Annotated in this window: 22 protein-coding genes; 14 read left to right on the top strand and 8 right to left on the bottom strand. The window is 46.8% G+C overall.

The genetic code is table 11. The annotated features are described in order from the left end of the window. Window positions 1–24 precede the first annotated feature (24 nt). From glnA to KNQ18_RS09255, 3 genes are all read left to right on the top strand, one after another. Complete coding sequence (gene glnA / locus KNQ18_RS09265; RefSeq protein WP_023467759.1) at window positions 25–1,371, top strand: type I glutamate--ammonia ligase; 1,347 nt, start codon at window positions 25–27, stop codon at window positions 1,369–1,371. A 116-nt stretch (window positions 1,372–1,487) separates the two neighbouring features. Beyond that, the gene (locus KNQ18_RS09260; protein ID WP_058713286.1) at window positions 1,488–1,724 is read left to right on the top strand and encodes a (4Fe-4S)-binding protein; all 237 of its coding nucleotides are present in this window, start codon (window positions 1,488–1,490) and stop codon (window positions 1,722–1,724) included. Continuing rightward, on the top strand, window positions 1,699–1,974 hold the full coding sequence (locus KNQ18_RS09255; RefSeq protein WP_149427043.1) for a GNAT family N-acetyltransferase: 276 nt from the start codon (window positions 1,699–1,701) through the stop codon (window positions 1,972–1,974). Before KNQ18_RS09260 ends, KNQ18_RS09255 begins: the two co-directional genes overlap by 26 nt. Window positions 1,975–2,023: 49 nt before the next feature. Here KNQ18_RS09255 and KNQ18_RS09250 read toward each other — a convergent pair whose 3' ends face one another. From KNQ18_RS09250 to KNQ18_RS09240, 3 genes are all read right to left on the bottom strand, one after another. Further along, entirely contained in the window at window positions 2,024–2,200 is a 177-nt protein-coding gene (locus KNQ18_RS09250) for a hypothetical protein (RefSeq protein ID WP_215084613.1), read from the bottom strand. Window positions 2,201–2,287: 87 nt separating this feature from the next. After that, window positions 2,288–2,614 carry an AzlD domain-containing protein gene (locus tag KNQ18_RS09245; RefSeq protein ID WP_064300204.1) on the bottom strand — a complete coding sequence of 109 codons (327 nt, stop codon included), beginning with the start codon at window positions 2,612–2,614 and terminating at the stop codon, window positions 2,288–2,290. Then, window positions 2,593–3,294 (bottom strand): AzlC family ABC transporter permease, encoded by a 702-nt coding sequence (locus tag KNQ18_RS09240; protein WP_214804478.1) that lies wholly within the window; start codon window positions 3,292–3,294, stop codon window positions 2,593–2,595. Before KNQ18_RS09240 ends, KNQ18_RS09245 begins: the two co-directional genes overlap by 22 nt. Before the next feature lie 154 nt (window positions 3,295–3,448). On the opposite strand from KNQ18_RS09240, the gene dhaK reads away from it, so the two are divergent. The 4 genes from dhaK (at window position 3,449) to KNQ18_RS09220 (ending at window position 6,002) form a co-directional block, all read left to right on the top strand. Further along, window positions 3,449–4,417, top strand: a complete 969-nt coding sequence (gene dhaK / locus KNQ18_RS09235) for a dihydroxyacetone kinase subunit DhaK (protein WP_023467763.1) — start codon at window positions 3,449–3,451, stop codon at window positions 4,415–4,417. Window positions 4,418–4,441: 24 nt separating this feature from the next. Next, a complete protein-coding gene (gene dhaL, locus KNQ18_RS09230; RefSeq protein WP_029341247.1) occupies window positions 4,442–5,044 on the top strand; it encodes a dihydroxyacetone kinase subunit DhaL in 603 nt (200 codons plus the stop codon). Continuing rightward, window positions 5,037–5,405: a dihydroxyacetone kinase phosphoryl donor subunit DhaM gene (gene dhaM / locus KNQ18_RS09225; protein ID WP_023467765.1), complete on the top strand. Its 369-nt coding sequence runs from the start codon at window positions 5,037–5,039 to the stop codon at window positions 5,403–5,405. Before dhaL ends, dhaM begins: the two co-directional genes overlap by 8 nt. 132 nt (window positions 5,406–5,537) lie before the next feature. Continuing rightward, window positions 5,538–6,002 carry a GNAT family N-acetyltransferase gene (locus KNQ18_RS09220; RefSeq protein WP_215084611.1) on the top strand — a complete coding sequence of 155 codons (465 nt, stop codon included), beginning with the start codon at window positions 5,538–5,540 and terminating at the stop codon, window positions 6,000–6,002. A 194-nt stretch (window positions 6,003–6,196) separates the two neighbouring features. On the opposite strand, the gene glpK is transcribed toward KNQ18_RS09220, so the two are convergent. The 4 genes from glpK to lexA form a co-directional block, all read right to left on the bottom strand. After that, window positions 6,197–7,699, bottom strand: a complete 1,503-nt coding sequence (glpK, locus tag KNQ18_RS09215; protein ID WP_215084609.1) for a glycerol kinase GlpK — start codon at window positions 7,697–7,699, stop codon at window positions 6,197–6,199. Window positions 7,700–7,742: 43 nt separating this feature from the next. Continuing rightward, entirely contained in the window at window positions 7,743–8,444 is a 702-nt protein-coding gene (locus tag KNQ18_RS09210; protein ID WP_149427048.1) for an MIP/aquaporin family protein, read from the bottom strand. Between the two features lie 186 nt (window positions 8,445–8,630). Beyond that, window positions 8,631–9,101: a metal-binding protein gene (locus tag KNQ18_RS09205; RefSeq protein ID WP_058704278.1), complete on the bottom strand. Its 471-nt coding sequence runs from the start codon at window positions 9,099–9,101 to the stop codon at window positions 8,631–8,633. 31 nt (window positions 9,102–9,132) lie between these two features. Next, a complete protein-coding gene (gene lexA, locus KNQ18_RS09200) occupies window positions 9,133–9,747 on the bottom strand; it encodes a transcriptional repressor LexA (RefSeq protein WP_023467770.1) in 615 nt (204 codons plus the stop codon). Between the two features lie 211 nt (window positions 9,748–9,958). Here lexA and yneA point away from each other — a divergent pair, with 211 nt between their 5' ends. The 7 genes from yneA (at window position 9,959) to KNQ18_RS09165 (ending at window position 17,525) form a co-directional block, all read left to right on the top strand. Next, window positions 9,959–10,246 carry a cell division suppressor protein YneA gene (gene yneA, locus KNQ18_RS09195; protein ID WP_023467771.1) on the top strand — a complete coding sequence of 96 codons (288 nt, stop codon included), beginning with the start codon at window positions 9,959–9,961 and terminating at the stop codon, window positions 10,244–10,246. Between the two features lie 45 nt (window positions 10,247–10,291). Further along, on the top strand, window positions 10,292–10,945 hold the full coding sequence (locus KNQ18_RS09190; protein WP_029341251.1) for a YneB family resolvase-like protein: 654 nt from the start codon (window positions 10,292–10,294) through the stop codon (window positions 10,943–10,945). A 113-nt stretch (window positions 10,946–11,058) separates the two neighbouring features. Continuing rightward, the gene (locus tag KNQ18_RS09185) at window positions 11,059–11,295 is read left to right on the top strand and encodes a DUF896 domain-containing protein (RefSeq protein WP_035398122.1); all 237 of its coding nucleotides are present in this window, start codon (window positions 11,059–11,061) and stop codon (window positions 11,293–11,295) included. Between the two features lie 255 nt (window positions 11,296–11,550). Further along, entirely contained in the window at window positions 11,551–13,539 is a 1,989-nt protein-coding gene (tkt, locus tag KNQ18_RS09180) for a transketolase (protein WP_058704276.1), read from the top strand. 123 nt (window positions 13,540–13,662) lie between these two features. Then, window positions 13,663–13,893 (top strand): YneF family protein, encoded by a 231-nt coding sequence (locus tag KNQ18_RS09175; protein WP_012370001.1) that lies wholly within the window; start codon window positions 13,663–13,665, stop codon window positions 13,891–13,893. A 120-nt stretch (window positions 13,894–14,013) separates the two neighbouring features. Then, a complete protein-coding gene (locus tag KNQ18_RS09170; protein ID WP_050678336.1) occupies window positions 14,014–15,765 on the top strand; it encodes an ABC transporter transmembrane domain-containing protein in 1,752 nt (583 codons plus the stop codon). Further along, window positions 15,762–17,525 (top strand): ABC transporter ATP-binding protein, encoded by a 1,764-nt coding sequence (locus KNQ18_RS09165; protein ID WP_058705250.1) that lies wholly within the window; start codon window positions 15,762–15,764, stop codon window positions 17,523–17,525. Before KNQ18_RS09170 ends, KNQ18_RS09165 begins: the two co-directional genes overlap by 4 nt. 57 nt (window positions 17,526–17,582) lie before the next feature. On the opposite strand, the gene KNQ18_RS09160 is transcribed toward KNQ18_RS09165, so the two are convergent. Then, a complete protein-coding gene (locus KNQ18_RS09160; protein ID WP_029341255.1) occupies window positions 17,583–18,479 on the bottom strand; it encodes an SH3 domain-containing protein in 897 nt (298 codons plus the stop codon). Window positions 18,480–18,768 lie beyond the last annotated feature (289 nt).

Raw genomic sequence — 18,768 nt, 5'->3', positions numbered from 1 at the left:
CGAATCGGAGAGGGGATTTGTCACATGACACGTCGCAACATTACACGAGAAGACATTTTGAAAATCGCTAAAGCTGAGGATGTACGCTTTATTCGCTTACAGTTCACAGATATCCTCGGAACGATCAAGAACGTTGAGATTCCAGTAAGCCAATTGGAAAAAGCACTTGATAACAAAATGATGTTCGATGGTTCATCGATCGAAGGATTCGTCCGGATCGAAGAATCAGATATGTATCTCTTCCCAGACTTGAACACATGGGTCGTCTTCCCATGGACAGAAGATGGAACAGGGAAAGTTGCACGTTTAATCTGTGACATCCACAATCCGGATGGCACGCCGTTCGCAGGAGACCCACGTGGTCAGCTCAAACGGGTACTTAAAGAGATGGAAGAGCTCGGTTTCTCATCATTCAACGTTGGACCAGAGCCAGAATTCTTCCTCTTCAAGAAAGATGAAAAAGGTCGTCCGACACTTGAATTGAACGACCAAGGTGGATACTTCGACCTCGCACCAGTCGACCTCGGCGAAAACTGCCGTAAAGAGATCGTCATCGAGCTCGAGAACATGGGCTTTGAAATCGAAGCATCACACCATGAAGTTGCTCCAGGTCAACACGAAATCGACTTCAAATATGCGGATGCGATCACGACAGCGGATAACATCCAAACGTTCAAACTCGTCGTCAAGACGATCGCTGCGAAGCACAACTTGCACGCGACATTCATGCCAAAACCACTCTTCGGTGTCAATGGATCAGGAATGCACGCGAACATGTCGCTCTTCAAAGGCAACGAGAATGTCTTCTTCGATGAAGGCAACGAAGACATGCAATTGTCGGATGATGCACGTGCCTTCACGGCAGGTATCCTCAAACACGCTCGTGCGTTCACGGCGGTTTGTAACCCGACAGTCAACTCATACAAACGTCTTGTTCCTGGCTACGAAGCACCTTGCTACGTCGCATGGTCAGCACGTAACCGTTCACCACTCGTCCGTGTTCCTGCAGCACGTGGACTCTCGACTCGGATCGAAGTTCGTTCAGTCGACCCAGCAGCGAACCCGTACCTTGCGCTTGCGACATTGCTCGCTTCAGGTCTTGACGGAATCAAGAACAACTTGAAAGCACCGGCTCCAATCGACCGTAACATCTACGTCATGGACAAACCGGAACGTGTTGCAAACGGAATTGATGATCTTCCATCAACACTCAGCCACGCACTCGAAGTCTTGAAAGCGGATGACGTCGTCATGCACGCTCTCGGCGATCACATCGCAGAACACTTCGTTGAATTGAAAGAAATCGAATGGGATATGTTCCGGACGCAAGTCACGGAATGGGAACGCGATCAGTACATGGTCTTGTTCTAATCCAACTCAAGCACTTCTGGACTTCTGTCCGGAAGTGCTTTTTTCATAGCGTCGACAGGGATTGAGTCAAGGATGTGGAAAGATACAAGAGTACAAAGAAAGGGAGACGATACATCATGAAAAAAGGATATGAAGGCAAAGAGATTACGGTCTATTTTGATTCGGAAGTCTGCATTCACTCTGGTCATTGTGTACAAAGTCTACCAACTGTCTTTGATGTCAAGCGGCGTCCGTGGATTGAAGCGGACGGGGCGCCGGTCGAAGACGTCATGCGGGTCGTCGACGGTTGTCCGAGCGGCGCCTTATCTTACGAACGGAGGGAAGCAAATGGAGCTGAAACGAGCGGAACGTAAAATCGAAGTCCATCAGGAAGGTGAAGTGATTGGGGAAATCACTTATAGCGACACGAACAACGGCATGTGGATCATTGATCACACATACGTCGATCCCGCGCACCGCAATCAACAGATTGGGGAACAACTCGTTGCCGAGATCGTCAACTGGGCACGAGAAGCAAACGTCAAGCTGTTACCGTTATGTCCGTTTGCGAAAAAAGAGTTTGAACATCAATCGGATTATCAGGACGTACAAGCAAATACGTGAACACAAAAATCTCCTCTAGTCTCTTAAGACCAGAGGGGATTTTTTCGAGTCATTGTTTATGATCCCTGACCTTCATTTTGCGAGAAACAATCATCGTACCGAAATAGGCGACGACGTACAGCACGACCAGTCCTTGTTTTAGCATATAAGGTAGATCCATTTGACTCGCGATTAGAAAAATGGCGCACAGCAATATCAAATAGGGTATGAACTGCTTATTTGGCATATCAGGACCTCCTTCACTATCCATTTATTTCTATTATAAGGATAACACAAGAGATGCATCGAAATAGGCTAAAGATGAATGACTTGCTTATAGATACAATCGTAGAAACGCCATCGTGATAACACCAGTCACGACCGTCCAGGATAAACTTTTACTGAAAATCGCGACCGCCATGGTCGGGAGGGCAGCGAAGACATGAAGCGTCGAAACCGTCGGAAACGCCTCATCTTGAGCGATGAGGAGATTCTGAAAAAAGAGGGCTCCAAGCAGGCAGACCGGAATGAACGAGAGCCATTCTGTTACGAGGCGCGGTAACGTCAGTCCATGAAGGACGAGAAACGGTAAGACGCGTGGAATCCATGTGACGAGTCCACAAGCTAAAAAAAGAGCAATTAATTCTGGGCGGATTTCCATCGTGTGATCACGACTCCTATACTTGCGCCACCGAGCGTCGCGCAAAGAACGGCGACTTCTGGAGAAAAGTAGCGCATGGTTATGTAAAGCAATAGTAAGACAATCAGTAAAAGGCAACTATTCACGGCAATACGGGAACGTTCCCCTTCAAACTGTAAGTACAATAAGCCGATGAACATCGCTGTCAGGGCAAAATCGAGACCGAAGCGCTCAGGATCAGGAAACCAGCTGCCGACAAGGGCGCCGAGAACGGTTGCGACGATCCAGCTGAAGTAAGCAGTCAGATTCAAGCCATGCATGAAGGACGGGGAGAGCTTCCCTTTTTGCGCAGTGTTCATCGCGACAGCGAACGACTCATCCGTTAGTAGCGTTCCGGTACCGAGGCGGTCGCGGAGATGACGTGTCTCAACATGTGGCGCAAGCGTCAGACTCATTAACAAGTGCCTGAGATTGACGATGAACGTCGTCAGAATGATGGCAGAAGCAGGACTATTTAATAGTAAGAGACTCGTGATGATAAACTGAGCGGCGCCGGCATAGATGAAGACGGACATGAATCCGACTTCAAGAGGGGATAAGCCGGAGGCACGACCGACGATCCCAGCTGAGAAGCCGATGCCGATATATCCGAGGACAGTGGGTAGACAGGCACGGACACCTGCTTGAAAGGCTGATGACATTCGATTCCTCCTCTTTTTTAAGAGCATAGCACTCATGCGGAATAACGTCACCAACTGGTCAATATTTTCATCATTTTTTTCGACATATTCGACTTGATTTGGTGGTAAAGACTAAGTGGTACGGCAAAATCAGTTAGGTAAAGGAGCGTTTTTCATGCACAAATTAATGAAAGATTCAAACCGGTTCGTTTCAGACATGGTCGACGGACTCGTACTAGCTCACCCTGATTTGTATAAAAAGGTCGAAGGTGTTAATGTCGTCGCACGGAAAGTGCCGCTTGATGGAAAAGTCGGACTCGTTTCTGGTGGGGGAAGTGGGCATGAACCCGCACATGCTGGATTCGTTGGGGATGGTATGCTTGCTGCGGCTGTTTGTGGGGAAGTCTTCACGTCACCGACACCGGACATGGTGCTCGAAGGCATCAAGGCAGCTCATGGTGGAAAAGGTGTCTTACTCGTCGTCAAGAACTACTCGGGTGATGTCATGAACTTCGATATGGCAAAGGAACTCGCTGAACTCGAGGACATCGAAGTCGACACGGTCGTCGTCAATGATGACATCGCGATCAAAAAGGAAGAGGATCGTCGTGGGGTTGCGGGAACGGTCTTCGTCCATAAGATTGCCGGAGCTGCGGCTGCAGAAGGGAAATCACTGAGTGAAGTCAAAGCAGTTGCGGAAAAAGTCATCCAGGGCGTTCGTTCGATCGGAATGGCACTCTCACCATGTTACATGCCAGAGAGTGGCAAACCAGGCTTTGAGTTGCATGACGACGAGATGGAAATCGGAATCGGCATCCATGGTGAAAAAGGACTTGAACGAAAAGCGGTCGCTTCCGTTGATGCGATCGTCAAAGAGTTGCTCGATCGTCTGACGAAAGAGGTACCAGACAAAAAAGTCGCCGTCATGGTGAATGGGATGGGTGGAACGCCAGAATCCGAACTGTATATCACGTATAAATACGTCGCGGAAGAACTTCAGGCACACGGTTACGAGATTGCCCGTTCGTTCGTTGGAAACTATATGACGTCGCTCGAGATGCACGGATTCTCAATCACGCTCTTACCAGTGGATGATGAACTGCTTGGGTATCTCGATGCAGAAACGAAAGCGATTGGATTCTAATTTAGATAAACGGGGTGTACAAAGATGAAGTTGACGACGGAACAGTTACGAAGCGCGCTCATCAAAGCAGCGGAACAGATTGAACAGCACAAGGATGAATTGACGGACCTTGACCGGGAAATCGGGGACGGGGACCACGGGATCAATATGTCACGTGGCTTCCAAGCAGTCCAAAAGACGTTAGAAGAACACGGCGAGTATGAGGACTTAGGAGCTTTATCGAAAGAGGTCGGGATGACGCTGATCAAGACGGTCGGTGGGGCATCCGGTCCTTTGTACGGCACGGCATTCGTTAAGTTCGCTGGTGCGTTCAAAGGGAAAACAGAAGTTGAAGGTGCAGAACTCGCGGATGCTTTCCATGAAGCGACGGAAGGCATCAAATCGCGTGGGAAATCGGAATTCGGTCAAAAGACGATGGTCGATATTTGGACACCGTTTCAAGAGGCGCTCTCGCAAGAAGGGGATTTGAAAGCGGCAATCGATCAAGCGCTTGCTGATACGAAAGCGCGCATCGCAACGAAAGGGCGTGCGTCTTACTTCGGTGAAGCGACGGAAGGCGTCCAGGACCCAGGTAGTCTATCGAGTGCGTTGTTACTCGGCGAAATCGCGGAGGTGCTTCATGGTTAATCTTGTACTCGTTTCCCATAGTGAAAAGCTTGCGACTGGACTAAAGGAACTGTTAGCAGAGATGGCACCGGATACGCCAGTCTTAATAGCAGCAGGTCTTGAGGACGGTAGCATTGGAACGGACGCGACGCGAATCGAAGAAACACTGAATACACTGGACGATGATGGAGTCGTTTTAACGGATATCGGTTCTGCGACGATGAACACGGAACTGGCCCTTGAACTATACAGTGGCGAACGGACGGTTCGGTTTATCGACGCACCACTCGTCGAAGGCGCGTTTTTAGCAGCTGTTCTTAGCGGACAGTCGAAATCCGTTGATGAGATTGAAGACGGATTGAAAAAAGAGTTTAGCAAATAAGGATCAAATCCCCTTTGCTTCAATGCAATGGGGATTCTTTCATATCTGAATGAAATGGTGCTATGAAAATTGTTATCATAATGCATGTACATAAATAGGACAGTAAAAGAATGTAAAGAATGAGGTGAGTTCTTGAGTTATACGTTAAGGAAAGCAGACACTGAAACCAAAAAGCAGACATTCATCCCCTTATTATTACTGGCTGATGAATCTATCGATAAGATTTATGAATATTTACCTAACGGTGACCTGTATTATCTCGAAGATTCATCTGGGCATGTAGTGGGTGTTATTGCTATGACCAAAATTAATCAAGATACAATGGAAATAAAAAACGTCGCCATCAAAAAAGAACAACAGGGTCAAGGGTTAGGAAAGAGGATCATCTCATTAACGCTCGAACAATATATGGAACAAGAGTATCATCATTTCATCGTAGGAACGGCTAATTCGAGTATTGATAATTTAGCTTTCTACCAAAAGCTTGGTTTCCGGCTATATGATATAAAAAAAGATTTTTTTCGGTCGTATCCAGAGGAAATCTGGGAGAACGGAATACAGGCGATCGACATGATCATGCTAGAGAAAAATGAGTGATCCACATTATATATGGAAAGGAATACATGTGAACTCCTCTATGCGAAAGAGTAGCACAAAGAATTATGATGTATGTGCTGAGGCGACACTTTTGAGTTTGGTGTTAGAAAAATGACTTTTAAAATGACTTTATTGTAGTTTTTATAAGACAGTGAAAACCCGGTCCCTCTGCAAAAGGGACCGGGTTAATTGTTTTATTTCGATGGTTTGAAGACCATAGTCGCTTCCACCGCTTTTTGCCATCCAGCATAGCGTTGTTCACGATCGTCTTCTTTCATCTCTGGTTTGAACTGGTGATCCAGTTTCCATTGTTTTTTGATCTCCGCTTTATCTTTCCAGTAACCAACAGCTAATCCAGCCAGGTAGGCTGCACCGAGTGCTGTCGTTTCGTTAATTTCTGGACGATCGACAGGAACGCCGAGGATGTCCGATTGGAACTGCATCAAGAAGTTATTCGCTACTGCACCACCGTCGACACGAAGTGTCTTCAGTTCGATACCAGAATCTTGTTCCATCGCTGTCAATACATCGCGTGTTTGATAAGCGAGTGATTCAAGCGTTGCCCGAACGAAATGCTCTTTATCTGTTCCTCGTGTTAACCCGAAGATTGCGCCACGAACATCTGAATCCCAGTATGGCGCACCGAGACCAACGAAGGCAGGAACGACATAAACACCGTCTGTTGAGTCGACTTTCGTTGCGTAACCTTCTGAATCTTTCGCATTTTTCAGCATCCGGAGTCCATCACGGAGCCACTGGATCGCAGAACCAGCGACGAAGATTGAACCTTCCAGCGCATATTCCACTTTTCCATCGACGCCCCAAGCGATCGTTGTCAAAAGACCGTGATCAGAAGAAACAGCTTTCTCACCCGTATTCATGAGCATGAAGCAACCTGTTCCGTATGTGTTTTTCCCTTCACCTGCTTCAAAGCACGTTTGACCGAAGAGTGCGGCTTGTTGGTCACCCGCAATACCAGCGATGGGCACTTCGTAACCGAAGAAATGATACGGTACCGTTTTGTCGTAGACTTCACTCGACTGACGAACTTCTGGCAACATGGAAGCAGGAACACTGAGGATATCGAGTAACTCTTCATCCCATTTTTGTTCGTAGATATTGTACATCAACGTCCGTGAAGCGTTCGTGTAGTCCGTGATGTGCGTTTTTCCACCAGACAGTTTCCAAACGAGCCACGTATCGATCGTACCGAAGAGCAATTCACCGTTTTCCGCCTGTTCACGCGCACCTTCGACATTATCGAGGATCCATTTGACTTTCGTCCCAGAGAAGTAGGCATCAATCAAAAGTCCTGTCTTATCGCGGAATTTCTGGTTCAATCCTTGTTCTTTTAAGTCATCACAGATACCAGACGTTTGACGCGATTGCCAAACGAGTGCGTGATAGACGGGTCTGCCTGTTTCTTTGTTCCAGACGACTGTCGTTTCACGTTGGTTCGTGATGCCGATTCCAGCGATTTGCTCAGGTTTGATATCTGCTGTACCGAGTGCTTCAGCCATGACAGCAAGAATCGAACCCCAGATTTCGTTTGCATCATGTTCGACCCAGCCTGGTTGCGGGAAGTACTGTTTGAATTCCCGTTGTGCCGAGTTGACGATTTTCCCATCGTGATCGAAGATGATCGCACGTGAGCTTGTCGTACCTTGGTCGAGTGCTAGGATATACTTGTTTTCCATTTCGAAATCCCCCTTGAGCGGTATGTGTTAGTGAGACGTGATCTTAGTAGATTAATTGATAGATGAACACGGCAATCGCTCCACCGATGATTGGACCAACGACAGGAATCCATGAATAGCCCCAGTCAGATGAACCTTTATTCGGAATTGGTAGGATAGCGTGCGCAATACGCGGTCCAAGGTCACGAGCCGGGTTGATGGCATACCCTGTTGTACCACCGAGCGATAGACCGATGACGACGACGAGTAAACCGACGATGAGTGGTTTTAAGCCGTCTCCGAACGTCGTTAAACCGAGTGCCAAGATACCGAAGACGAGAACGAATGTCCCGATGATCTCAGAAATCAAGTTCGACGGCGTATGACGAATCGCTGGACCTGTTGCGAACACACCGAGTTTTGCAGCTTGATCATCAGTCGCTTCAAAATGTTTCATGTAATGAAGCCAAACGAGAATGGCGCCGATGAAAGCTCCGACAAGTTGTCCGGCAATGTAGATCGGAACGTCTGCCCACGGTAGGTCAGAGTTCAAAGCAAGTGCGATCGTCAATGCGGGGTTCAAGTGTGCTCCACTTTCAGCAGCTACGAATGCTCCTGTCATGACGGCAAGACCCCAAGCGAACGTGATGACGATCCATCCGCTGTTTTCCGATTTCGTCTTTTTCAAGACGACACCGGCGACGACTCCATCCCCGAGCAGGATGAGGATCATCGTACCGATCATTTCCAATACAAAGTTATTCATGCAAAAACCCTCCCTTTGGATTAAAGCAGATAATGGCCTTTCTACTTTAAATTACTCCGATTTGAGAACGTTTTCAATACATATAATTGAAATATAGGAATGGAAATTTTTTATTTTGATGTTTAAAGATACGTAAAAGTGGATAAGAAAACACCTCTTACTGCCTGCAAGCAAGCAAAAGAGGTGTTACCGACGACGTTTTTTTCTTTTTTTAGGTCGAAACCAACTGCTGGAATAATCTAGTAGGATATGAATCGTGCTGGCTACGATGATGCCAATAACAAAAGCTGGCAGGGAAGCGAACCACGAATCAATCGTAGCAGAATCAAGAACCTGAAAATATAGACTTAAAAATAGTAGCGGAATCAGAATCGCAGCACTATAAAGAAGCCGAATGATGTCTCCGATGATCAGTCCATGCGACCAGATCGATCGGTGAGGCATGATCTTGACATACGGCATCCACAAGACTCGAAATGGTCCAAAGCGATAATAAGGTTCTGACTTTAAATCGAGGTCGGGTGACAACCAAAGGGTACCGACAGCGATACCGATGGCGGTTGGTAACCAATCGGTTTGTTGCGTTGCGACCGAATACGCAACGTAACCCGTCAGTGCGACGGTATTGACGGTATCATGTACATTTCCTGAAGGCATGAAAAAAGACCAGTCGTAACTGGTCCCTCCGTCAATGAATCGTCCGATACACGCCGATTACCTTACCAAGAATGGAGACATTATCGAAATACATCGGATCCATCGAGTCATTTTCTGGTTGTAAACGTACCTGTTGATCTTCTAAGAAGAACCGTTTCACCGTCGCTTCGCTATCTTCGGTCATAGCTACGACGATTTCTCCGTTTTCTGCTGTGTTTTGTTGGCGCACGATGACACGATCGCCGTCAAGAATACCTGCATTAATCATCGATTCACCATCGATCGTCAACATGAAGACCGTTTCGTTTCCTACATAATGTGCAGGGAGCGGGAACTGTTCTTCGATATTTTCAATCGCTGTAATCGGAAGACCCGCTGTGACTTTCCCGATGACGGGAACATGGACGATGGCTTCCGTGATTTCTTCAGGCTTATCAAGCAATATCTCAATCGCACGTGGTTTCGTCGGGTCACGGCGAATCATTCCCCGTTTCTCGAGTCGATCCAAATGACCGTGTACCGTCGAGCTAGACGCGAGTCCGACTGCTTCTCCGATTTCACGAACTGATGGTGGATACCCCTTCAGTTTCACTTCAGAGACGATGTAGTCGAGAATCTCTTGTTGGCGCTTAGACATTTTCCGCATACGAATTGCCACCTCTTTCTGGATTGAAGTTTGAAATGTAAGAATATATGTTTCTAGATTCACTATAACATAGAACAAATGAGCGTACAAACAATTGTTCGACATTTTGTGTTGACCGAACACGGGTTCTGTGTTTATTATGAGTTATGCGAACAATTGTTCCGCGAACATTTATTCTAACTCATTCATTTCATATTTGGAGGGATTCATGATGATTCATACGATTCGTACTCATGCTTTTTCAATTCTCTTCTATGCCTTAAGTATTGCCTTCGTGATCTTTTTACTCACACCGCGCCCGGATGAAAAAGTGGCGCAACTAATGACTGCTTCCGTTACTGTCGATGAGAACGCCACAGTCGAACAAATTGCTGAAGTCTACAATGACGGTTCGATGTCAGATGAAGAATACGTCAACTGGTTGATTAAAAATAATGATGTCGAGACAAAACACGTCATCTCAAAAAGCAAAATCGTTGTACCAATCGCACAACAATGACAAAATGGAAAAGTTGTGAAAGAACGAACAGGGATGTGAGGTACGATGAAGGTCGTGATTTATTGTCGGGTGTCGACCGAAAAAGAAGCACAAGATAGTTCGATCGAACGCCAACGGATGGAGCTTTCGAAGGTCGCGTCTCAAAAGGGTTTTGATGTCGTGGATGTCGTCTCTGAAAAAGAGAGTGGATATGACGTCGATCGGGAAGGGATGCTGACGGTTCTTGACCATGTGACACGTGATGCGGTAGATGCGGTACTCGTGACGGATGACACACGGATTGGTCGAGGGAATGCGAAAATCGCTATTTTGCACACGTTTAAGAAGCACGGTGTTCGGTTGATGACACTTGATTCTGATGGAGAATACCAGCTTGCTGATGCAGAAGCGATGGTCCTTGAGATCGTCTCACTGGTGGAAGAATATCAACGGAAACTGCATAATGCAAAAATCGCGCGCGGCATGCGGCGAGCTGTCGAACAAGGCTTTCGTCCGGAACGAAATCTGAATCGCCAAGGAGAGAACGCTGGGCGTAGTCGAAAGGACGTACCGATCGAAGAAATCGTACGCCTCCGTGAACTCGGACTGACGTTTTCAGATATCGCCATTACGCTTCGCGGGATGGGACATGATATTTCAAAGGCAACGGTCAATCGTCGATATCTTGAATACCGCGAACTGACACCTAGCCCGGAATGAAAAGCAAGTTACCCGTCGACTGACGCGGTTAACTTGCTTTTTTTTATAGCCTATTTTAAAGTAAGGATACAATTGAATAACTCAAGTTTGAGTCGTACAGAAAGAGGGATTCCATGTTATCACAAGAGCAATTAGATCGAATCAATGCATTAGCGAATAAATCAAAAGTCGAGCCGTTATCAGAAGCCGAAACCGCAGAGCAAAAAGAGTTACGTGCAGCGTATCTCGCAGCATTCCGTGGATCGTTCAAAAACCAACTCATGGGCATGAAAATCGTCGATGAAGAAGGAACGGACGTAACACCAGAGAAATTGAAACAAGCACAAGAAGAAGAACGGAATAAACAATAATCGTTTATTTCTTCTATAGTAAGGAAGAGGTCCCCAATCGGTGGATCTCTTTTTTTGTTAGATTGGTTAGATAGGAAACATTGTACGATAGCAATACATCTTAATAACGATCTTTCATCAATTCATGCATCCTGTATGAGTCGATAGAACGGCTATAGATAGCGCATTCATTTTAATGTGACATACTATTTAGAAAAGTTGTATCACATTTAAGAGTGTGCTAAAATGAGTAGGAATTTGTGAAAAAGAGAGAGGATGATTGTTTTGACGAACATGACGACAGTAGAACAATTAGCAATTAATACGATTCGTACCTTATCGATTGATGCCGTACAAAAGGCGAACTCGGGTCACCCAGGTATGCCAATGGGAGCAGCGCCGATGGCATTCTCGCTTTGGGCGGATCATATGAACCACAACCCTAAAAATCCAGAATGGTTCAACCGCGACCGTTTTGTACTTTCAGCCGGACACGGTTCGATGCTTCTCTACTCACTCCTCCACCTATCGGGATATGATCTATCAATGGATGATCTTAAATCATTCCGTCAATGGGGATCAAAAACACCAGGTCACCCGGAATACCGTCACACGGCTGGTGTAGATGCGACAACAGGTCCACTTGGTCAAGGGATCGCAATGGCAGTTGGTATGGCGATGGCAGAACGTCATCTTGAAGCAAAATACAACCGTGACGATCTCAACGTCGTCGATCACTTCACATACGGAATTTGTGGAGATGGAGACTTAATGGAAGGTGTCTCAGCTGAGGCGGCTTCACTCGCAGGTCACCTTGGTCTTGGTAAATTGGTCGTATTGTACGATTCAAACGATATCTCACTTGACGGCGATCTTGATAAATCATTCTCTGAAAACGTCCAGAAGCGCTTCGAAGCGTACAACTGGCAAGTCATTCGCGTAGAAGACGGAACGGATATCGATTCGATTTCGAAAGCAATCGCGGCGGCACAAGCAGAGACGACAAAACCGACATTGATCGAAGTCAAGACAGTCATCGGTTTCGGTTCACCGAACAAATCAGGGAAGTCGGCTTCTCACGGTGCACCACTCGGTGAAGCAGAAATCAAGTTGACGAAAGCTAGCTACATTTGGGATCACGAAGAGTTCTACGTTCCTGAAGAAGTCAAATCATTGTTTGACGAGCGGATCGTCCAACGCGGTGCTTCTGCAGAAGACGCTTGGAACGAGACGATGAAACAATACGAAGCAGCGCACCCAGAATTGCATGCTGAACTCGTTCGCGCAATCGCAAACGAATTGCCAAGCAACTGGGAAGCAGATCTTCCGACGTACGACTTGTCATCGAAAAAAGCGACACGTCAAACGAGTGGTGAAGTCTTGAACGGTCTTGCGAAGAACGTTCCGACATTGTTCGGTGGTTCAGCTGACCTTGCAGGATCGAACAACACGATGCTCAAAGGCGAAGCAGACTTCGATATCGACCCAAGCGGTCGTAACATCTGGTTCGGTGTACGTGAATTCGCAATGGCAGCAGCTGTCAACGGTATGGCACTTCACGGCGGCGTCATTCCTTACGGTGCGACATTCTTCGTCTTCTCGGATTACCTCCGTCCAGCTGTTCGTTTAGCAGCATTAATGGGACTTCCATCAATCTTCGTTCTGACACACGACTCGATTGCTGTCGGTGAAGATGGTCCAACACACGAGCCAGTCGAACACTTGATGAGCTTCCGTGCAATGCCGAACGTCACGATCTACCGCCCAGCAGACGGAAAAGAGACAATCGCAGCATGGAAAACAGCGGTACAAGCAAAAGACAAACCAACACTTCTCGTCTTGACACGTCAAGGTCTTCCTGAACTTGAAGGCACGACGACGGAAGGCGCTGAAAAAGGTGGTTATGTCATCGCTGGTGACGTCACGAAAGCTGATACACTCTTGCTCGGTACGGGTTCAGAAGTGCACCTTCTTGTTGAAGCACAAAAAGAACTTGGTGAATCAGTAGCTGTCGTTTCGCTTCCATCATGGGAAGTATTCGAAGCACAGTCAGCAGAGTACAAAGAATCAGTTCTTCCGAAACACATCACGAAACGTGTAGCAATCGAAGCAGGGGCTTCACTCGGTTGGTACAAATATGTAGGAACAGAAGGACAAGTCATCGGAATCGATCGTTTCGGCGCATCTGCTCCTGGAGACTTCCTCTTGAAAGAATACGGCATGTCTGTTGAGAACGTTTTAGCGACAGTCAAGCAACTCGGATAATCATTTCCGGAAAAACGGGTCCGATCTTACGTCGGGCTCGTTTTTCATCTATTATCATCTATGCAAACAATTGGAATTATAGTATAGTAAAAAGCGACGTTTTAAGTTAGAGGAGGAAGCAACTTGGCTACATGGATTTGGATTTTAATTGCCCTTCTTTGCTTGGTAGCAGGTGTCGCCCTTGGTTTCTATATCGCTCGTCGATACATGATGAACTACTTGGAGCAAAACCCACCAATCAACGAAGATATGATTAAGACATTGATGATGCAAATGGGTCAAAAGCCATCACAAAAGAAAGTCAACCAAGTGATGCGTTCAATGAGTGGTTCAATGAAATCACCTAAAAAATAAGCTGTACGAAAGGGGACCAAATGGTCTCCTTTTTATTTGCTATTTTTTAGAAAGAGAACTAATCTAAAATGTGAGACTATTTCAAATAATCATAGGATTTAAAAAAGGGGGGAGACTTGAATGGGAGTCTTCAGGAAACTCAGTTGGTTTTTCCGACGAGAATGGAAAGCATATAGTCTTGGGGTCGTCTGCTTGATTTTTGTAGCAGCATTAGAACTCATTCCACCGAAGATCATCGGGACGACAGTCAATGGTCTAAGTGAGGGGAGCTTGACGAAGAATGATTTGATTCGTCTCGCAGGTACATTGTTGCTCATCGGGGTCGCGACGTATTTCATTCGATATTTTTGGCGTTTTCATATCTTTGGGGCATCGATTCGTCTCGGTCGATTGTTACGCAGTCAACTGTATGGTCATTTTTCAGATTTGGATCAATCGTTCTATAAGAAATATCGGAGCGGAGATTTGATGGCGCATGCGACAAACGACGTACAAGCGGTATCGATGACAGCGGGTGCCGGTATTCTAACGCTCGTCGACTCGGTGACGATGGGGAGCTTCGTCATCATCACGATGGTCACGACGATCAGTTGGAAATTGACGCTTGTATCACTTCTACCGATGCCGCTGATGGTCTACTTGACGTCACGCTACGGGAAAATGTTACATTCGCGTTTTCATGACGCGCAGGAAGCCTTCTCCGATTTGAATGATAAGGTCGCGGAAAGCATTAGTGGTGTCCGCGTCTTAAAAGCAACAGGGGAAGTTGAATCTGATGTGCAGACGTTCACGGATCTATCGGATGACGTCGTCCAAAAAAACCGTCGTGTCGCAAAAATCGACGCGCTGTTTGACCCGACGATTTTTGGATTAGTTGGTCTATCGTACATCATCGCTGTCGGATACGGTGCGTACCTGTTACAACAAGGTGAGATCCGAATCGGTGACATCGTCTCATTCACTACATATCTTGGTTTATTGACGTGGCCGATGCTCGCATTCGGTTGGTTGTTCAACATCGTCGAACGTGGTCGTGCTTCTTACGATCGGATCGAGCGGATGCTTGCGATCGAACCGGAAATTAAAGACGCGAAGGAAGCAGCGACGCGTGTTTCATCACCAGAACTCCACGTTGGGATTGAGCGTTTTATTTATGATACGCAACCGGTCTTACAAGACATCGATGTGACATTGAAGCCCGGTAAATCGCTCGGAATCGTCGGAAAGACTGGTGCCGGGAAATCGACGTTCGTTCGCTTATTGTCTCGCGAATACGACGTCAAACAAGGCGCCATCACGATTGGTGGACGAGACATCAAACAATTGACGCGTGACACCGTCCGTCGTCAAGTAGCGATCGTTCCACAGGATCATTTCTTATTCTCGGCGTCGATTGCTGATAATATTGCCTTTGCAAAACCGGATGCATCAATGGAAGACATCATGGAAGCGGCACGTATTGCAGCAGTCCATGAGGACATTCTCGGCTTTAAGGAAGGGTACGCGACGATGGTCGGGGAGCGTGGGGTGACGTTATCCGGCGGTCAAAAACAACGGATTTCGATTGCACGGGCGTTACTAGCGGACTGTCCGATTTTAGTGCTCGATGATGCCTTGTCTGCGGTCGATGCCAAGACCGAGGAAGCGATCATCCACCACTTCCGGACGGCGGATCACGATCAAGCGCAAATCATCGTCGCCCACCGGTTATCGGCTGTGTCGCATACCGATGAGATCATCGTCCTTGAAGACGGTCGGATCATCGAACGAGGCACACATGAGCAATTACTCGCTCATGACGGTTGGTATAAAGAGACGTACGATCGCCAGCAACTAGAATCACTTGTCGAACAAGGAGGGCGTTCCGAATGAATCATGATATCAATGAAAAAGCCGTCCTGAAGCGATTGCTTGATTTCGTCAAACCGTTCAAAAAGCAGGTCAGCATTGCCTTCATCCTGCTGTTCATTACGACAGCAGCAAAACTCGGGGGACCGTATCTCGTCAAGATTTTCATTGATGAATACGTCGCACCGGGTACGTATCCAGTACAGGAAGTCGCACTCTTATTTACAGCGTACTTGTTACTGCATACGACAGGGATCATCGTCGATTACTTACAGGCGTTCGAATTCCAAAAGATTGCCTTGCAAGTCATTCAACGCTTACGCATTGATGTGTTCCGTCATGTCATGCACCTACGGCTTGCCTATTTTGACCGGACGCCTGCCGGAGTGCTCGTGTCCCGGATCACGAACGATACGGAAGCAATCAAGGAGCTCTACATCGGTGTCTTGTCGACATTCGTACAAAGTGGTGTCCAGTTGATTGGAACATATATCTTCCTCTATCTACTAGAGCCGCGACTCGCGACGATTGCATTACTGTTGTTACCATTGTTTTATTTCATCATTTGGATTTACCGAAAGTATTCGACGAAGTATTACGCGGAAGTCCGCGATTTACTATCGAAAATCAATGCCCAACTGAACGAATCCATTAACGGGATGGCGATCATTCAACAATTCCGCCAAGAAAAACGCTTGATGGCAGAATTCGAGGAGACGAACGTTGCCCACCAGAATGGACGTTATAAGAACTTGAAGCTTGATAGTTGGTTACTGCGACCAATCATTGAATTGTTACTCGCCATTTCAATTGCGACACTCGTAACGTATTTCGGTGTCCTATCGTTCTCACAAACGGTCCAAGTTGGTGTCGTATATGCCTTCATCAGCTACATGGAGCGGATTTTCCAACCGGTTCAGCAAATCATGCAACGGTTGTCCGAGTTCCAACAAGCTGTCGTCTCAGCAGACCGTGTATTCAAGGTCCTCGATACGGATGAGCCAGAACCAACGAAACAACTCGAAGGGGATGCACGAGTATCGGAAGGACATATCGTCTTTGAAGACGTGCGCTTTAGTTATGACGGAGAGAAAGATGTCTTGAAAGGGATTTCGTTCGAGGCGAAAAAAGGACAGACGATTGCCCTCGTTGGTCATACGGGAAGTGGAAAAAGTTCGATCATCAATATCTTGATGCGCTTTTACGCGTACCAATCGGGTCGGATCTTGATTGATGGTCAACCGCTTGAGCAGTTATCGGAAGAAGAACTACGGCAACACGTCGGACTCGTGTTGCAGGATTCATTCTTGTTCACGGGAACGGTCGCTGATAACATTCGATTATTCGATAGTTCGATTTCCTTTGATCGAGTCGAAGCGGCTGCCAAATTCGTACAAGCAGACGGATTCATCAATCAACTGGACCAGCAATATGACAGTCCCGTTGCGGAACGGGGGGCGACGTTCTCAGCTGGGGAACGTCAGTTGATTTCCTTCGCACGCACGATGGCGCGGGATCCGAAAATCCTGATCCTCGATGAAGCGACAAGTTCGATTGATACGGAGACAGAGGAGAAAGTTCAAGTCGCACTTGAACGGATGCGTCAAGGGCGGACGACGATTGCCATTGCCCACCGTCTATCGACGATTCAAGATGCAGATTTGATTCTTGTGTTGCATCAAGGGGAAGTAATCGAGCAAGGAAATCACCAAGAATTAATCGCACAAGATGGTCTGTATAAGAAGATGTATCAGTTGCAATCCGGTCATGTCACGGTCTCTTAAAAAAAGATATAAAAAAAGCCTGCCAGGCGGCCTCGCCCGGCAGGTTGTTTGTTCGGATTAGTAGACTGTGACTGTGACGTTTTGGCGTCCCCAGTTAAGTGCTTCTTGTTGTGAACCAACGAGAAGGTCAAGTTTGTTACCTTGGATTGCGCCACCACGGTCGAGTACGATTGCTTCACCAATGCCTTCGATGTGCATACGTGTACCGATTGGGTATTGTGAAGAAGCTGCTACGATACGCATACCATTGTACGTGATCGTATTTGTAACGTCATAACCGCTTGCTGTCAACGCACGACCGTTGTAGAGTTGGCTACCGTTGTTAGACGGGTCGTTCGTGTAAGCAGTGACGTTCATTGTCACTTTCGTACCTGATTTTGCAGGTGTCGATTGTTTTGTTGCAGTTGCTGGTTTAGCAGCTGCTTTTGGTGCTGGCTTCGCAGCTGGTTTAGCAGCTGGTTGTGCTTGTGCTGCTGGTGCTTTCGATACGCCAGCGAGTGAAGTATAGTCGCTGTGTACGTAGCGTGTTTTACCATCGATTGTTGTTTTGATCCATGCACCGACTTTACCTTCTACGTTGACTTTTTCGCCTTTGTAGAGGTTACCGACATCTTTCGAGCTTGTCGTTGGTTGTGTGCGGACGTTTAGTACTGCCGTAGTAACTGTCGCTTTTTTAAAGTCGAATGAGCCTGCTGCAGACGTATACGCGCCATGGACATAACGTTTTTGACCGTTAATGTGTGTTTGGATCCATGCGCCAGAACGTCCTTCGACATTTAATGTTTGACCTTTATATACATTGCCTACGTCTGCTGATGCAGTTGTAGGTGCTGTGCGTACGTTGAGTACTGGTGTATTTACTGTTACCGTTTCTGAGGCAGCCTCTGTCTCTTGGGCAAATCCTACTGATAGAGCTGTTGCTGCAAGACCGGCAGCGAAAACTGCTTTTTTCATTATTGATGTCCTCCTGACATATGCTGTGTTTACTGTTCCTACTTTACACGGCAAAACTGACCTGTGCGTTTACAGGTCAATGTCATTCGAGTTACAAACCGGGCTATTGTGACAACGAGATTGCAAAAGGTCGGTTTTTGTCATCGATAGGACATACTGATTATGAAAAACGGATGTTTGTAGGTCTTTTGGATTACTTTTGCTGAAAGATTCGCACAATTCAACAGAAAAAAGTCTTAAAAATAGAAACTATGTCATCCTTCTATCGTCTAGTGATGAAAAAGTGAAA

It is taken from the genome of Exiguobacterium sp. s78, from assembly GCF_018618985.1.
Classification (GTDB): domain Bacteria; phylum Bacillota; class Bacilli; order Exiguobacteriales; family Exiguobacteriaceae; genus Exiguobacterium_A; species Exiguobacterium_A abrahamii.
The sequence above is the reverse complement of the archived record's forward strand: the minus strand, read 5'-3'. Positions and strand labels throughout refer to the sequence as shown.

Excerpts from the sequence above, each read along its gene's own strand:
- KNQ18_RS09165 (WP_058705250.1), top strand. The coding sequence starts at position 15,762 with ATGAATCATGATATCAATGAAAAAGCCGTCCTGAAGCGATTGCTTGAT.
- KNQ18_RS09210 (WP_149427048.1), bottom strand. The coding sequence starts at position 8,444 with ATGAATAACTTTGTATTGGAAATGATCGGTACGATGATCCTCATCCTG.
- KNQ18_RS09245 (WP_064300204.1), bottom strand. The coding sequence starts at position 2,614 with ATGGAAATCCGCCCAGAATTAATTGCTCTTTTTTTAGCTTGTGGACTC.
- KNQ18_RS09185 (WP_035398122.1), top strand. The coding sequence starts at position 11,059 with ATGTTATCACAAGAGCAATTAGATCGAATCAATGCATTAGCGAATAAA.
- lexA (WP_023467770.1), bottom strand. The coding sequence starts at position 9,747 with ATGCGGAAAATGTCTAAGCGCCAACAAGAGATTCTCGACTACATCGTC.
- glnA (WP_023467759.1), top strand. The coding sequence starts at position 25 with ATGACACGTCGCAACATTACACGAGAAGACATTTTGAAAATCGCTAAA.
- dhaL (WP_029341247.1), top strand. The coding sequence starts at position 4,442 with ATGAAGTTGACGACGGAACAGTTACGAAGCGCGCTCATCAAAGCAGCG.
- glpK (WP_215084609.1), bottom strand. The coding sequence starts at position 7,699 with ATGGAAAACAAGTATATCCTAGCACTCGACCAAGGTACGACAAGCTCA.
- KNQ18_RS09190 (WP_029341251.1), top strand. The coding sequence starts at position 10,292 with ATGAAGGTCGTGATTTATTGTCGGGTGTCGACCGAAAAAGAAGCACAA.
- KNQ18_RS09260 (WP_058713286.1), top strand. The coding sequence starts at position 1,488 with ATGAAAAAAGGATATGAAGGCAAAGAGATTACGGTCTATTTTGATTCG.
- KNQ18_RS09170 (WP_050678336.1), top strand. The coding sequence starts at position 14,014 with ATGGGAGTCTTCAGGAAACTCAGTTGGTTTTTCCGACGAGAATGGAAA.
- yneA (WP_023467771.1), top strand. The coding sequence starts at position 9,959 with ATGATTCATACGATTCGTACTCATGCTTTTTCAATTCTCTTCTATGCC.
- KNQ18_RS09255 (WP_149427043.1), top strand. The coding sequence starts at position 1,699 with ATGGAGCTGAAACGAGCGGAACGTAAAATCGAAGTCCATCAGGAAGGT.
- dhaM (WP_023467765.1), top strand. The coding sequence starts at position 5,037 with ATGGTTAATCTTGTACTCGTTTCCCATAGTGAAAAGCTTGCGACTGGA.
- KNQ18_RS09205 (WP_058704278.1), bottom strand. The coding sequence starts at position 9,101 with ATGCCTTCAGGAAATGTACATGATACCGTCAATACCGTCGCACTGACG.
- KNQ18_RS09160 (WP_029341255.1), bottom strand. The coding sequence starts at position 18,479 with ATGAAAAAAGCAGTTTTCGCTGCCGGTCTTGCAGCAACAGCTCTATCA.
- tkt (WP_058704276.1), top strand. The coding sequence starts at position 11,551 with ATGATTGTTTTGACGAACATGACGACAGTAGAACAATTAGCAATTAAT.
- dhaK (WP_023467763.1), top strand. The coding sequence starts at position 3,449 with ATGCACAAATTAATGAAAGATTCAAACCGGTTCGTTTCAGACATGGTC.
- KNQ18_RS09250 (WP_215084613.1), bottom strand. The coding sequence starts at position 2,200 with ATGCCAAATAAGCAGTTCATACCCTATTTGATATTGCTGTGCGCCATT.
- KNQ18_RS09240 (WP_214804478.1), bottom strand. The coding sequence starts at position 3,294 with ATGTCATCAGCCTTTCAAGCAGGTGTCCGTGCCTGTCTACCCACTGTC.